The organism is Streptosporangium pseudovulgare (genome assembly GCF_014648055.1).
Lineage (GTDB): Bacteria > Actinomycetota > Actinomycetes > Streptosporangiales > Streptosporangiaceae > Streptosporangium > Streptosporangium pseudovulgare.
Genome location: NZ_BMQJ01000002.1, coordinates 522,977 through 536,020, shown reverse-complemented (window position 1 = coordinate 536,020; position 13,044 = coordinate 522,977). Strand labels below are relative to the sequence as shown.

At 73.3% G+C, this 13,044-nt stretch carries 15 protein-coding genes; 3 read left to right on the top strand and 12 right to left on the bottom strand.

The features are described 5' to 3' along the window. Positions 1–155: 155 nt before the first annotated feature. From IEZ10_RS06150 to IEZ10_RS06140, 3 genes are all read left to right on the top strand, one after another. Positions 156–776 carry a site-specific integrase gene (locus tag IEZ10_RS06150; protein WP_229810992.1) on the top strand — a complete coding sequence of 207 codons (621 nt, stop codon included), beginning with the start codon at positions 156–158 and terminating at the stop codon, positions 774–776. A gap of 102 nt (positions 777–878) precedes the next feature. After that, positions 879–1,367: a MarR family winged helix-turn-helix transcriptional regulator gene (locus tag IEZ10_RS06145; RefSeq protein WP_189245465.1), complete on the top strand. Its 489-nt coding sequence runs from the start codon at positions 879–881 to the stop codon at positions 1,365–1,367. Next, positions 1,364–2,665 carry an MFS transporter gene (locus IEZ10_RS06140; protein WP_189245464.1) on the top strand — a complete coding sequence of 434 codons (1,302 nt, stop codon included), beginning with the start codon at positions 1,364–1,366 and terminating at the stop codon, positions 2,663–2,665. The genes IEZ10_RS06145 and IEZ10_RS06140 overlap by 4 nt, the downstream gene beginning before the upstream one ends. A 177-nt stretch (positions 2,666–2,842) precedes the next feature. Here the strand turns inward: IEZ10_RS06140 and IEZ10_RS06135 are convergent, their stop codons facing one another. From IEZ10_RS06135 to IEZ10_RS06080, 12 genes are all read right to left on the bottom strand, one after another. Continuing rightward, positions 2,843–3,325: a gas vesicle protein K gene (locus tag IEZ10_RS06135; RefSeq protein WP_229810991.1), complete on the bottom strand. Its 483-nt coding sequence runs from the start codon at positions 3,323–3,325 to the stop codon at positions 2,843–2,845. Beyond that, positions 3,312–3,566: a gas vesicle protein gene (locus IEZ10_RS06130; RefSeq protein WP_189245463.1), complete on the bottom strand. Its 255-nt coding sequence runs from the start codon at positions 3,564–3,566 to the stop codon at positions 3,312–3,314. Before IEZ10_RS06130 ends, IEZ10_RS06135 begins: the two co-directional genes overlap by 14 nt. Next, positions 3,563–4,366, bottom strand: coding sequence for a GvpL/GvpF family gas vesicle protein (locus tag IEZ10_RS06125; RefSeq protein ID WP_189245462.1), 804 nt, complete (start codon positions 4,364–4,366; stop codon positions 3,563–3,565). Before IEZ10_RS06125 ends, IEZ10_RS06130 begins: the two co-directional genes overlap by 4 nt. 36 nt (positions 4,367–4,402) lie before the next feature. Further along, on the bottom strand, positions 4,403–4,900 hold the full coding sequence (locus IEZ10_RS38745; protein WP_229810990.1) for a gas vesicle protein: 498 nt from the start codon (positions 4,898–4,900) through the stop codon (positions 4,403–4,405). Positions 4,901–4,913: 13 nt separating this feature from the next. Then, complete coding sequence (gvpO, locus tag IEZ10_RS06115; RefSeq protein WP_229810989.1) at positions 4,914–5,375, bottom strand: gas vesicle protein GvpO; 462 nt, start codon at positions 5,373–5,375, stop codon at positions 4,914–4,916. A gap of 5 nt (positions 5,376–5,380) precedes the next feature. Beyond that, complete coding sequence (locus tag IEZ10_RS06110; protein WP_189245461.1) at positions 5,381–5,656, bottom strand: gas vesicle protein GvpG; 276 nt, start codon at positions 5,654–5,656, stop codon at positions 5,381–5,383. Between the two features lie 4 nt (positions 5,657–5,660). After that, positions 5,661–6,665 (bottom strand): GvpL/GvpF family gas vesicle protein, encoded by a 1,005-nt coding sequence (locus IEZ10_RS06105; protein ID WP_189245460.1) that lies wholly within the window; start codon positions 6,663–6,665, stop codon positions 5,661–5,663. A gap of 1 nt (position 6,666) precedes the next feature. After that, positions 6,667–7,083, bottom strand: coding sequence for a gas vesicle protein GvpJ (gene gvpJ / locus IEZ10_RS06100; RefSeq protein ID WP_189245459.1), 417 nt, complete (start codon positions 7,081–7,083; stop codon positions 6,667–6,669). Positions 7,084–7,205: 122 nt separating this feature from the next. Continuing rightward, positions 7,206–8,369 (bottom strand): SRPBCC family protein, encoded by a 1,164-nt coding sequence (locus IEZ10_RS06095; RefSeq protein ID WP_189245458.1) that lies wholly within the window; start codon positions 8,367–8,369, stop codon positions 7,206–7,208. Between the two features lie 6 nt (positions 8,370–8,375). Continuing rightward, positions 8,376–9,077 (bottom strand): hypothetical protein, encoded by a 702-nt coding sequence (locus tag IEZ10_RS06090; protein WP_189245457.1) that lies wholly within the window; start codon positions 9,075–9,077, stop codon positions 8,376–8,378. A 283-nt stretch (positions 9,078–9,360) separates the two neighbouring features. After that, positions 9,361–10,299: an ABC transporter permease gene (locus IEZ10_RS06085; RefSeq protein ID WP_189245456.1), complete on the bottom strand. Its 939-nt coding sequence runs from the start codon at positions 10,297–10,299 to the stop codon at positions 9,361–9,363. After that, entirely contained in the window at positions 10,296–12,998 is a 2,703-nt protein-coding gene (locus IEZ10_RS06080) for a CocE/NonD family hydrolase (protein WP_189245455.1), read from the bottom strand. Before IEZ10_RS06080 ends, IEZ10_RS06085 begins: the two co-directional genes overlap by 4 nt. Between the last annotated feature and the right edge of the window lie 46 nt (positions 12,999–13,044).

Sequence of the window (13,044 nt, the reverse complement as noted above, 5' to 3'; positions counted from 1 at the left end):
TGTGGGGCAGCTCCGCGGTGAACACCTGGAATGCCCGGCGTGCGTCGGTGCTCTCGTGGCTGGGCTGGTGCGGTGAGCGCGGGTACGACGGCCCGGCGGTCCCGGCCTGAGCGAAGCGGCTCACCCCGGACTCCGAGACCCCGGCCCGCTCGAAGATGGCGATCGACCGGCTGATCGCGCGGCGTGAGGCGCACCTGCGGGAGAAGACGCTGTGGCGGCTGCTCTACGAGACCGTCGCCCGCGCCGAGGGAATCCTGGGCGTCAGCATCGAGGAGCTCGACCTCGCCGGGCGCCGTGCCCCGGTGAAGGCCAAGGGTGCCCGTCCCCGTACGCGTCGCCGCGGCGCTGTCCGCGAGGACTTCGTTCCGGAGACGGTCTACTGGGACGCGGGCACCGCCCGGCTGCTGCCCCGCCTGCTCAAGGGCCGTTCGCGCGGGCCGGTGCTCGTCACCCATCGCAAGCCAGGTCCCGGCGAGGCCGTCAGCCCGCGGGACATCTGCCCGGACACCGGGCTCGCCCGCCTCTCCTACGGGCAGGCCCGGATGCTGCTGGACGAGCACACGGCCCTCGGCGGTGAGCCGGGCACGGGCTGGGATCCGCATGAGTGGCGGCACTCCGGTTTGACCCGCCTCGGCGAGGGAGGGGCGAGCCTGCTGATGCTGATGGCGAAGTCCCGGCACAAGAAGGCAGAGAACGTACGGAAGTACTTCCACCCCTCCCCGGAGGCGATCGCCGAAGTCACCAGCCTGCTCGCGCCGGGCGATCGCCGACGCTGACCGCGGGCGGGGTGTCTTCCCAGAATTGGGGACCAGCGGTACAGCCGCAGGCTCTGGTTCGATCACGATCCTCGATTATCGCAGCGCTGTTATATTAGCGCTGTGACATCTTCCGATCCCACAGCGCTACCCGATCCCTGGCATTCCCTGCACGAGCTTCTGGCAGCCATGGACGCCGAGATCGAGCAGGTCTACGTCGAGCGTGGCATCGAGGGGGTGCGGCCTCGGTTCGCCTATCCGCTGATCCGGCTTGCCCACACCGGACCACTGACCATTCGCGAGCTTGCGAAGTCCCTGGACCGCTCGCACTCCGCGATCAGCCAGACCATCGCCGCCATGCGCAAGGAGGATCTGGTCACCTCCGAGCCGGGGCCTGACGCCCGCACCCGGCGGATCGACCTGACCGAGCGCGGCCGGTCGCTGGTGCCGTTCCTGGAGGCGGAGTGGCGCGCTACCCACGCGACGGTCGCCGAGCTGGACAGCGAGGTCCCGTACGCGATGACCACCGTTGTCGAGGAGGTGCGGCGGGCGCTGGAACGCCGGTCGATGCGGCAGCGGATCCTTCACCACCTTGTCGAGCCACCGCGATGAGGGGGCGTGCCCGTGTCCGGTTCCTCGACACCCGCCCGCTGCGTGGCAGTCAGTCGTTTCGCGACCTGTGGATCGGCACCTCCGCCTCTCAACTCGGCGGACAGATAGCCAACGTGGCGGTACTGGCCCAGGTCTGGGACCTGACCGGCAGCCCAGTGGGCACCGGTGCCATCGGGCTCGCCACCGGCCTGCCGATGGTGCTGTTCGGTCTGCTCGGCGGCACGTTGGCCGACACCTTTGACCGCCGTGCGGTGGTACGGGCCACCACCGCGGGCCAACTGCTGGCCGCCGCAGGGCTGTGCGCCCAGGCCCTGGCGGACAACCGCAACGTGCTGCTGCTGCTCGCCCTGGTCGCCGTGGGGACGAGCTGCAGCGCCCTCGGAGCTCCTGCTCGGCGCACCTTCCCGGTCCGGCTGTTGCCGGGCGACCAGGTCGCGGCCGGTCTTGCGCTGACCAACGTCTCCTTCCAGGCCGCGATGCTGGCCGGGCCCGCGATGGCCGGGCTGATCATCGCCCGCTGGGATTTCCCCGCCGCATACGCGACCCAGGCCGTGGCCATGATCGTCTCGATGCTCGCGGTGATCCGCCTGCCTGCCATGCGGCCCGAAGGCGCCGACGCGGCAGGTGGCAGGCGCCGGCCGGAGCGTGGCGGTTGGCGGATCGTCCTGCGCCGCCCGACGCTGTGGGGCTCGATGGCCACCGACCTGTCCGCAACGCTGCTCGCCATGCCCATCGCGCTCTTCCCGCTGGTCAACGAGGTCCGCTTCGGGGGAAACCCGCAGACCCTCGGCCCGTTCCTCTCGGCCGTCGCGGTCGGGGGGATCACGGCAGGTCTGCTCTCCGGCACGGTGACGCGCTGGCGCCGTGGCGGCCTGGTCCAGCTGTCCGCAGCCGGGGTCTGGGGCCTGGCGCTGGCCTGCTTCGGTCTGGCGGGGCCGTTGTGGCTGGCGCTCGGCTGCCTGGCCGTGGCCGGCGCTGCCGACACCGTGTCTGTCGTCACCCGCAGCGCCCTGGTCCAACTGGAGACCCCGGACGCATACCGGGGACGGGTCTCCTCGGTGGAACACGTCATCGGTGTCGCGGGCCCCGAACTCGGCAACTTCCGTGGCGGCCTGTTGGCGTCGGCCACCTCCGCCTCCTTCTCCCTGGTCTTCGGCGGCCTGTCCGCCATCCTGGCGATCGCCGCCGTGGCCACGACCAACGCGCCCCTTCGCGCCTACCGCACGCCGCCTGCCGCCGCGAAGCCGACCGCCCCCGGGGTCGCCGACACGGCGGCGACCGCTGGTCAGGTTTCCTGATTCGCCTCCGGCCTTGAGCCCGGTGAGAGGGGTCGTCAGCGTCCCGCGCAGCTGACGACCCTCAGCGCACGATCCGACACGGATGTTCCTCAGACCCCGATCCGGCCCGGCCGCCGCGGCGCGGCCCCGCCTCCCGGCGGTCGCACCCTGCCCGGCCCGGCCTCCCCCGCGGGCCCGTCAGTCGCGGGGGAGCAGGGTGCCCAGCGGCCCGAGGTCGAGGTTGAGGTCCGACCGCTCCAGGCCGAAGCGGTCGCACAGGTCGTCCATCGCCTCGTCCAGCCGCATCAGCGTCAGCCCGAGCGCCTCGACCTGCTCGTCGGCCAGGTCACCGTGGTCCATCCGCCGCACGCACTGCCGTTCCACGAGCTGGCGCACCAGTTCGACGACGGTGAGCACGAGACAGCTCAGGTCACGCTCGACGTGCTCGGGATCGGTCCTGATGCGGCGGGGGGCCGAGCGTCCCCCGCCCGGCGCGGGACCCGCGGCCTCCGGCTCGTCCGGCAGATCTCCCACGAGGCCCCGCGTGGGCTCCACGGCCTCCGGCCCGTCCGGCGGATCCCGCACGAACCCGCGTGCGGTCTCCGCGGTCTCGCCGTCCGGCGGCGCCGTGCCGTACGGGCGGTCCCCGGGGCGCCCCCCGGGCGGCTCACGGCGGTCCATGCCAGATCTCCCGCCCGTGCCGGGTCTCCCGTCCGGCGGGCCCGGACTCGCGGACGGACATGATCAGCAGGCGCAGGGAGATCTGCACCAGGTCGATGTCGGCGATGGACAGCACGACGTCGCCGTTGACGGTGACGCCGCCCGCCAGCAGCCGGTCCAGCAGGTCCACGAGCGCCACGCGCTCCGGGGGCAGGCGCCCCTCCGCGGCCAGCGCCGCGCCCCGCGGCCCCTCGTGGGTCATCGCACGCCTCCGGCGTCCGCCGTGCCGAGGTCGAGGGCGGTGAACGAGTAGGGCGCCCAGGGCCCGGTCAGCTCGATGTCGGCCCCCTGCCCCCGCAGCGAGTCGACGACGGCGGCGAACTCGCCGCCGCGGTCGTCGTCGACGAGGTAGGCGCCGTTGAGCACCATCGCCTCCTCGCGGCCGGACAGGCTCGGGTCCTGGGCCCGGTGCCGCCTGCTCGCCACGGAGACGGCCGCCAGCGCGGTGTGGACGTGCTCGGCCTGGCCGGCCGCGACCCGCCACGCGTCCTCCCGGCCGCGCAGGCTCGCCCTGCGGCGCTTCAGGTAGGCGATGCCGGGGCTGTCGGATCCGGCTGCCCCGGCCGTCCCGGCGGACTCCTCTCCGGGCGGCGGGGCGGTCTCGCGCCGCGCGTACGCCTTCACCCCCCACTCGCTGCGCCCGGCGACCTGCGACAGCAGCGCGGTGAAGTCCTCCCGCCGGTCCCGCAGCAGTTCGCGGACCTGCTCGTCGCCGCTGTAGACGGTCACGAGCCGGACCGGCGCCGTCGGGGCCGTCCCGGCCACCGCCTCCACGACGCGGTGGTGGGCGCGGGCCGTCTCGCCCACCCAGTCGAGGTCCTCCAGGGAGCGCCGCAGCGGCTCCTCGCCGAACCGGTCCAGCGGCACGGTGCTCACGTACGCGACCAGGCCGGCGTCCGCCACCGTCCGCACGGGCGTGTCGGCCACGCCGGTCAGGCCCGCGGGGTCGGGGGCGTCCGCGTCCCGGATGATCGCATAGACATACGTGCCGGTGTCCGGCATATCTCACTCCTCCGTTTCGCTCCCCTTCGCTCTCCTTCACTCCCGGTTCTCGCGTGGGCGCCCACCGCCGGTCCGGCCCCGGCCCCGGCCCTGGAGGGAGCGGCGCTCCTCCGGATCATCGCCCAGCTCCTGGCGGCGCCGGCGCTCCTCGAACTCCTCCCGCCGCTCGCGGCCCTCGCGGAGGTCACGCGGGTAGTCCCGGTATTCGAGGTCGTTCTCCGCCTCGGCGAGCCGCCTGCGCAGGCGGCGGTTCTCCTCGGCGAGGTCGTGGTCGGGCCTGCTGAGCCACGGATCGTGCTCCCACCAGTCGATGCCCAGCTCCCTGGCGGTGTCCACCGAGGCGATCAGCAGCCGCAGCTTGATCGTCAGCAGCTCGATGTCCAGCAGGTTCACCCGGATGTCACCGACGATCACCACGCCCCGGTCGAGCACCCGCTCCAGGATGTCGCCGAGGTTGGTGGTGGACTCGCGCCGGGCGGGCGGCCTGCCCCCGTAGGGGGAGGAGGCGGCGCCGTACCGTGTCGGATCGGTCACTTCGCCACCCCCGCTACTCCTCGCCCCTGCCGCGCTTGTAGCGCCGCGTCCTGCGGTAGGAGAGGAGGTCGCCGTCCGCGTCGAGCTGGATCTCGTAGAGCGCCAGGACATCGCCGGAGGAGGGGACGCGGCGGTCCTCGACGACCTCGATCCCGACCTTCCAGCCGTCCTGATCCGGCTGCACGAACGTGACGCCCTCCGGCTCCCGCCCGGTCAGCTCGCCGATCTGCTCCAGCCCGGTACGGCCGGCGGTGGCCGCGGTCAGCGCGCGCGACCGCCGGGCGCGCCGGGACCCGCCCGCCGGCTCGTCCCGCTCCTCCTCGAACTCCTCCCCGTCGTCGAACTCCTCGTCCTCGGGCAGGTCGTCCTCGACGGCGCCGCCCCTGCCGCGCCCCTCCTCCGGCGGCTCGTCCTCGTAGCCGCCGGAGGCGCCGGCCCTGTCGTCCCCGGCGCGGGCTTTCCGCCTGGCGGGCACGCCGATCACTCCTCTTCCCCGTCGTACGGCGCGGGCGCGCCGCGGGGCAGGTCGGGCTGGGTCACCATCCGCTCAAGGATCTCCGTCATGGCCTGTCTCTCCTCCTCCTCGGAGATCTCCCCGGAGCGTCTGGCCTCCTCCAGATCCTCCAGTTGCCGCCGGACCGCGGCCGGATGGTGCAGTTCCATCTCGGCCTGGTCCTGGATCACCTCGGCGATCTTGACGAGCGCGCGGAGCGGCAGCAGCGGCAGGCCGACGGTCAGATCGAACAGCAGGTCCACCGTGTCACTCCTCCGATCGTGGCGCCGCCACGAAGTCGTACGGCGCCAGCGGGCCGAGCAGCCGCAGGTCGATCCGGCCGGCCCAGCGGTCGCCGAGGTCGTCCAGCGCCTCGTCGAACTCGTCCTGCTGCTCCTCGTCCACCAGGACGGCCACGTGCGCGGCGTCCTGCTCGTGGGTCGGTTCCCGCACCGAGACCGCGACGCACAGCGGCGCGACGGCGGCGACGAGCTCCTGGGTGTCGGCGTCGCGCTTGGCCGCCACCGCCTCGCCGATCATCTGCCCGAGCCGGATCCGCGCGTCCCAGGTCGCCTCCTCCGGCTGCCCGCGGACCTCCTCGCGCAGCCGTTCGGCCTCGGGGTTCTCGTCGAGGACCTCCCTGATGACCACCGATTCGACGTAGCGGCCCTTGATGACGTACTCGGCGCGCCCTTCGAGGTCGTCCAGTGCGGCGAGGAACTCGTCGTGGTGCGGGGCCAGCAGCTCCTCCACCACCTCCTTGGGCCCGGTCATCACCGCTCCGAAGCGGAACGGCAGCACGGGCACCTCGGCGGCGGTCGCGTCCAGCAGCTGCTCGTGGGCCAGCAGGTCGTCGGGCCGGCCGAGGGGGCGATCCAGGACGATGTCGCTCACCAGCGCCGCGATCTCGCCGTGCCGTACCAGCGTGACCTCCCCGTCGTCCACGCCGAGCGTGCCCGGCTCGGTCTCGACGTCCGCCGGGACGATGCCGTAGACGTAGGCGTAGCCGGTGCGCCCGCGCCGGGCGGCCCCGCCCGACCGGGAGGGCGCGGCCTTGCCGGTCGTCTCACCGGTCGTCTCACCGGCCGTCTTACCGCTCGTCTTACCGCTCGTCTTGCCGGTCGCCTTGCGGGCCGGCTTCGCGGTCGTCTTCCCGTCGGCCTCGCCCGCCGTCCTGCCGGTCGTCCTCCGCGCGGGCTTCCGCGCCGTCTGTTCCGATCCGGTGGTCTGCTCCGATCCGGTGGTCGCCGTCTTTCCGGTGCTGCCGGGCATGTCAGTACTCCTCCCTCCGGCGGCGGGACGCCGGCCGACGCTCCTGCTCGGACTCGGAGACGAAGTCACGCAGTTTCTCCCCGGCGGCCTCGATGGCTCCCTGGGCGATCCCCTTGGTCTTCGACTTGCTGATGCCCTGCGTGGTGCCCTCCAGGACCTCCGGCAGCCCCTTACCGCCGGTCTGCGCAAGGTCCAGCCGGTTGGTGGCCTCCGCGAAGCGGAGGTAGGTGTCGACGCTGGCGATGACGATGCGCGCGTCGATCGTGAGGATCTCGATGCCGACGAGCGAGACCCTGACGAAGGCGTCGATCACGAGGCCCTTGTCGAGGATCGTGTCGATGACGTCTGCCAGGCCCGACGAGGACCCTCCGCGGCCACCCCCTCCGCCTCCACCCGCCGAAGGTTGCACGATGGTCATTTGGTCTTCCCCCGATTCCGTGTTCGCTCCCCGTCTCCCGGATCACGCGTTCCGGCGCCTCCGGGTCAGGCGTCCCCGTCCTCCCCGGTCAGGCGTCCCGGCCTTCCGGTCAAGCATTCCGGTCAGGCGTTCCGGGCGGCGGCCCTACGGCGTGGCCGGCGGGCGGGAGGCTCCTCTTCCTCCTCTTCCTCCTCCGGCTCCGGTTCGGCCCGGCGGCCTCGCGCGGCCTGTTCGCGGCGCGGCGCGGCGCGACGCCGTCCGCCCGCGGCCCGCGGTTCCTCCTCTTCTCCCTCCTCCTCGGGCTCCTCCTCTTCTTCCTCGCCCTCTTCGCCCTCTTCGCCCTCTTCCTCCTCGGGCTCCTCTTCCTCCTCCTCGGCGCCCTCGGCACCCTCCCGCTCCTCGGGCTCCTCCTCGCCGCCAGCCTCCTCGCGCTCGCGCTCCTCTTCCTCCTCGCGCAGCGCGGTCTCCTGGTCCTTGACGACCTCGCTGTCGCGGATCTCGCCGCGCCAGCCCTCCAGATCGTCGGGGTTGAGGACGGTCTGCATCATGACGTGCCGCCTGAAGTGCTTGAGCTCCAGGCGCACCCGCCGGCCCTGGGCCCGCCAGAGGTTGCCGGTGTATTCGAAGAGCCCCTTGGGGTAGTACTCGATCACCAGCAGGACCCGGGTCATGTCGGGTGCGACCTCGTGGAAGGTCACGGAACCGTTGGGGTAGCCCTTCGGGCCCTCGGACCGCCAGACGATCCGCTGGTCCGGCACCTGCTCGATGATCGTCGACTTCCAGGTGCGGTGGGAGAGGAAGATCTGCGCCCGCCACTGGTTCTTCTCGTCGGACTCCTGCGTGACGTTCTCCACCTTCTTCATGAAGCTGGGGAAGTCCCCGAACTGGGTCCACTGGTCGTAGACGAGCCGACGCGGGGCACCGACGTCGATGGACTCGATGATGTTGGTGACCTTGAGCTTCTTGCCCTTGCCGCCGCCGCCCTTACCACCGGTGATCTTCCTGAGCAGACCGCCTCCAGCCATTTTGGCGACCCCTTTCAGCCCGGAGGCGATCGGATGCTTGGAACCGATGACGGAGCCCGCGAGCCCGAGCAGACCGGAGTCGCTGTTCTGCAGGTAGTCGGTCAGCCGGCCGGTCAGGTCGTCGACCTTGTCGGTGACCGAGGAGAGGAGCCGATCACCGAGGGCCTCGGCGAGGTTGCGGAGCTCGTCGGTGAGCTGGTCGACGGGCAGTGCCCGCTCGACCTCGCGGACCAGCCCGCCGCCCCTGGAGGTTTCGGCCATGGGACGTCACCCCCGCGCCCTGCGGACCGGCCGCTCACGGGCCGGCGTCGTCTCGCGCTGTACGGCACGGCGCCTGCCGCCCCGGGCTCGCGGCGGTTCCTCCTCCTCTTCCTCTTCCTCCTCCTCGGGCTCCTCCCGAGCGGCGCGGGTCCTGCCGGCCTGCCTGCCCCTGCCCGCGGCGCGGCGCGGGGGAGGCTCCTCCTCTTCCTCCTCCTCGGGTTCCTCTTCCTCCTCGTACTCCTCTTCCTCGGCCTCGGGTTCCTCCCGGGCGGTCCTGCCCCTGCCGCGGGCGGCGCGGCGCCTGGGGCGCTCCTCCTCTTCCTCTTCTTCCTCGGGCTCCTCCTCGGCGCCCTGCGCCTTGGTCCTCAGTGACTCCGCGCGGTCGTGGAGCTTCGAGGTCAGGGTGTCGATCTGCCTGCTGGCCGCCGCCCGGGCCGCGGCTTTGCCCACCTCGAGCAGCTCGCCGCGGACGGCGTTGGTGATCTTCTCCAGCTCGGGGGAGGAGGTGAGCAGCTTCATGCCCTGCTGGAGCAGGTCGCCGCCGGGGCCTTCCTTGCCGCCCAGCTTTCCGAGCTTGCCGGTCGCGCCCGCCGCCGCCAGGGCGAGCGCGGCGCGCAACTTGTGATGCCGTCCGAGAAAGTAACCCGCGGCGACACCGAGGGCCACCTGCAGTCCGCACTTCACGATCGCCACTCCCCAGTCGATCACTCCGTCATGGGATCCGCCCGTCCGACAGGCTCCGCCGGCCGGATGGGAGGGAAGACGCCGCCGGGGCGGTCGCCTGCCGCGTTGAACATGCCAGAAGCCTTCGGCTCCCGAATTAGCGATTGCATACCCGTAAAAGCGATAAAGAAACATATACAGGTAAAAAGCGGACATAAGCGGCGATAAGAAAAGCGGCGGCCGGGGCCGCCGTTCCGGCCCCGGCCGCCGCTGCCATCGGGCGAATGCGTCAGGTGTCATGAAATGGCAAGGAATCGCCAGGAAGCCGCTAGGAGACGATGTCCCTGCGGCGGAACCTGCGGAAGGCGACGGCGACCAGGATCACCGAGTAGGAGACCGAGACGGCCACCCCCTTGACCATGCCGCCGTAGTCGGGCTGCGGGGCCAGCGCGTCCATCCACGCCGTGCTCCAGAACGTCGGCAGGAACTCCCGGAGCGTCCCGAGCGCCTCCACCGCCTGCAGGATGGTGCTCACGATCACCAGGCCGACGGCCCCGCCGACCGCGCCGAGCGGCGAGTCCGTCGAGACCGACAGCAAAAAGGCCAGCGCCGCCACCACGAGCTGGCTGACCAGCACGTAACCGACCACGACCGCGAACCGGGGCAGCACGTCCGCCGCCGCGACGGTCTCGCCGGTGCCGGGCACCCGTACGTCGTGCCAGCCGAAGGCGAGGGTCCCGGCCAGCAGCGCCATCGCCGGCAGGCAGACCACCGCCGCCGTCGAGTAACCCATCGCCACGATCAGCTTCTGGCGCAGCAGCCGGTCACGCGGGACGGGGGCGGCCAGCAGGTAGCGCAGCGAGGACCAGTTCGCCTCCCCGGCCACGGTGTCGCCGCAGAACAGCGCCACCGCGACGGCCAGCAGGAAGCTCGCCGACACCGACAGCGTGAACGCCGCGAAGTTCAGCCCGCCCTCGGTCGCCAGGTCGGAGACGCGCGTCGCCGCGCCCCGCCGCCCGGACCCGGCGCCGAGCTCGAACGCCACCACCAGGACCCACGGCAGCGCCAGCAGCAGGCCGAAAACGACCATCGTGCGGCGCCGTCTGAGCTGGCGGACGGCCTCCACCACCAGCGGCAGTGTGCGCCGGGCCGCGTACCCGCGGGCGGAGCCGTCCGCGGCGGGCGGCGGTGCCGCGGTGGAGCCGTCCGCGCCGGGCGGTCCCGCCGCGGCGGGTGCGGAGCCGTTCACGGTCTCTCCCCGGGTCATGCGTTCTCCCCGATCAGGTCCAGGAACACGTCCTCCAGGCGGGCGCTCGCGCCGCCGGCCGGGGCGCGCCCGGCCAGCAGGTCGCCGACCGTCCCGGCCGTGACGAGCCGCCCGCGCCGCATGACCACCACGTGGCTGCAGGTCTGCTCCACCTCGGCCAGCAGGTGGCTGGAGACGATGACCGTACGGCCCCGCGCCGCGTAGGCGATCAGGACCTCGCGCATCTCGCGGATCTGGGGCGGGTCGAGGCCGTTGGTGGGCTCGTCCAGGACCAGCAGGTCGGGCAGGCCGAGCATGGCCTGGGCGATGGCCAGGCGCTGGCGCATGCCCTGGGAGTAGGTGCGCACCGCCCGGTCCAGCGCGCCGCCGAGCCCGGCGATCTCCAGGGCCTCGGCGAAGCGGGCGTCCTCGGCGGGACGCCCGGTGGCCCGCCAGTACAGCTCCAGATTGGCCCGGCCGGTCAGGTGCGGCAGGAATCCCGGGCCCTCGACGAAGGAGCCCAGCCGGGACAGCACCGGCGCGCCGGGCGTCACCCGGTGGCCGAAGATCCGGATCTCGCCGCCGTCCGGGCGGATCAGGCCCATCAGCATCCGCAGGGTGGTGGTCTTGCCCGCGCCGTTGGGACCGAGCAGGCCGAGCACCTGGCCCTGCCCGACGGTGAAGGACAGGTCGTCCACGGCCCGCTCGCCGTTGCCGTACGCCTTGGTCAGGCCGCTGATCCGCAGCGGGACGTCGCTCAGGGCCGGGTCGTGGTCGGCGGCGCCGCGCCGCCGGCCCGTGAGGACCAGGACCGCCGCGACGACGAGGGAGGCCAGCGGCAGCGCCCAGGTCCACCAGGCGGGGCCCGTCGCGGGGGTCCGCAGGGCCGTGACGGTCGGCACCGTCACCGACTGCGAGGCCAGCCCGACGACGTGCACGGCGGGCTCGGCCGGGGTGCTGTAGCCGAGGTCGGTGGTGGTGAACGCGACGCGCAGCCGGTGTCCGGCGTCGAAGCGGTGGTCGACGGCCGGCAGGCGCACCGTGGCCTCCCCGGCGCCGCCCGCCGGGACGGTGATCCGGACGGGGGCGGCGAGCCCCTCGGGCAGCACCGGCGCCTGCCCGTCCGCGACGTCGTACAGCTTGGCGAACAGCGTCACCTCGTCCCCGGCCGCCGGAGCGGAGGAGGTCTTCCCCCCTTCCGCGCCGGGCGCCGGGCGGACCCGCACCTTCACGGTGGCCGAGCCGGTGACCTGGAGCGGGGCGGTGAGCGGCGCGGAGTCGAAGACGGCGCTCTGACCGGGCATGTCGGCCGACACGCCCAGTCCGCCCAGTCCGCCCGCGCCGCCCGCGAGTCCGGCGAGCCCGCCGAACCCGGGGATGGTGGAGATCGAGGCGGGGGAGCCGCCCGGCGGGTTGGCCACCGGCTGCTCCGCACCGCGCAGCGGCACCGTGGCGCTCCCGGAGCCGGACAGGCCGGGGTAGCGGGCGGCGGTGGCGTGCAGTTGCACCGGGCGCCGGGTGCCCGGGTCACGGCCGCCGTCGCGGGTGACGGTGAACGCGGCGCCCGGATCGCCCGCGCCGGGTGTCCGCTTCAGGTGGCGGTCGAACCAGCCGAGGGTCCGCTCGTGCAGCCAGTCGGCCTCGCCGTCGCCGCCGTCGTGGCCGCCGTCGAACCAGGCGACGCCGACCGGCGCGCCCGTCGCGGCGACGGCCCTGGCGTTGGCGTCGGCATGACCGAGCGGGAACAGCGAGTCGCTCAGCCCCTGGAGCAGCAGCGTCGGGACCTTGATCCTCCCGGGGACGGAGACCGGGCTGGAGCGGCGCAGGATGCCGACCGCCTCCGGCGTGGCCCGTCCGCTCTCGGCGACCCGCTGGTACATGTCGCAGATCTCCGGCAGGAACCGGCCGCACCGGACGTCCTGCGCGGTGGCCGGGACGGCGGGAGCCGTCCCGGCGGGGTCGCCGGAACCGCCAGGGCCGTTCGGGCCGCCGGAACCGGCCGTGTCGCCGGAGTCCCCGGAAGCGGCGGGGGCGCCGGGGTCGTCCGCGCCGCCCGTGAGGCCGGGGCCGCCCGGTCCGGACCGCGGCTCCGGGCCGCCCCGGCTGAAGAACAGCCCGGCCCACATCCGCTTGAACACGCCGTTCTCCGGCCCGCCGCCGCCCGCGTCCGGGAACAGCGCGTCGGCCAGGTCGTACCAGGTGATCTGCGGAACGATCGCGTCGATCCGGGGATCGTGGGCGGCGGACATCAGGGCGATCGCCCCGCCGTAGGACCCGCCCGCGACGCCGACGCGCGGGTCGCCCGCGGCGTCGAGCAGGACCTGCGGCTGCCGCGCCAGCCAGTCGACGAGCTGGCGGACGTCCTTGACCTCGTAGTCGGGGGAGTTGAGCGCGATCTGCCCTCCGGAGCGGCCGAAGCCGCGGGCCGACCACGTCAGTACGGCGTAGCCCTCCCCGGCCAGCCGCGCCGCCTCCTCCCGGACGCTCTGCTTGCTGCCGCCGAAACCGTGGGCCAGCAGCACCGCGGGCGCCCGCCCGCCGCCCGCGGGCGGGAAGAAGCTGGTGTCGAGCCTGACCCGCTGGTCGTCGCGGGGACCGTCGGTCACGGTGATCCACCGGTCCTGGGCCCGTACCGGCGGCGCGGACGGCCACAGCAGCCAGGCTGCACCTATGACCAGTACGACCGCCACCGCGATCCAGGTGACCGTCCTTCGTTGCATCCCGTGAGCTTACTGACGTTCGCTGAGAGCCCGCTGAGACGCCGTC

Coding starts and splice junctions, on each gene's coding strand:
- IEZ10_RS06085 (WP_189245456.1), bottom strand. CDS start 10,299: ATGACCCGGGGAGAGACCGTGAACGGCTCCGCACCCGCCGCGGCGGGA.
- IEZ10_RS06130 (WP_189245463.1), bottom strand. CDS start 3,566: ATGACCCACGAGGGGCCGCGGGGCGCGGCGCTGGCCGCGGAGGGGCGC.
- IEZ10_RS06140 (WP_189245464.1), top strand. CDS start 1,364: ATGAGGGGGCGTGCCCGTGTCCGGTTCCTCGACACCCGCCCGCTGCGT.
- IEZ10_RS06135 (WP_229810991.1), bottom strand. CDS start 3,325: ATGGACCGCCGTGAGCCGCCCGGGGGGCGCCCCGGGGACCGCCCGTAC.
- IEZ10_RS06125 (WP_189245462.1), bottom strand. CDS start 4,366: ATGCCGGACACCGGCACGTATGTCTATGCGATCATCCGGGACGCGGAC.
- IEZ10_RS06095 (WP_189245458.1), bottom strand. CDS start 8,369: ATGGCCGAAACCTCCAGGGGCGGCGGGCTGGTCCGCGAGGTCGAGCGG.
- gvpJ (WP_189245459.1), bottom strand. CDS start 7,083: ATGACCATCGTGCAACCTTCGGCGGGTGGAGGCGGAGGGGGTGGCCGC.
- IEZ10_RS06080 (WP_189245455.1), bottom strand. CDS start 12,998: ATGCAACGAAGGACGGTCACCTGGATCGCGGTGGCGGTCGTACTGGTC.
- IEZ10_RS06105 (WP_189245460.1), bottom strand. CDS start 6,665: ATGCCCGGCAGCACCGGAAAGACGGCGACCACCGGATCGGAGCAGACC.
- IEZ10_RS06150 (WP_229810992.1), top strand. CDS start 156: ATGGCGATCGACCGGCTGATCGCGCGGCGTGAGGCGCACCTGCGGGAG.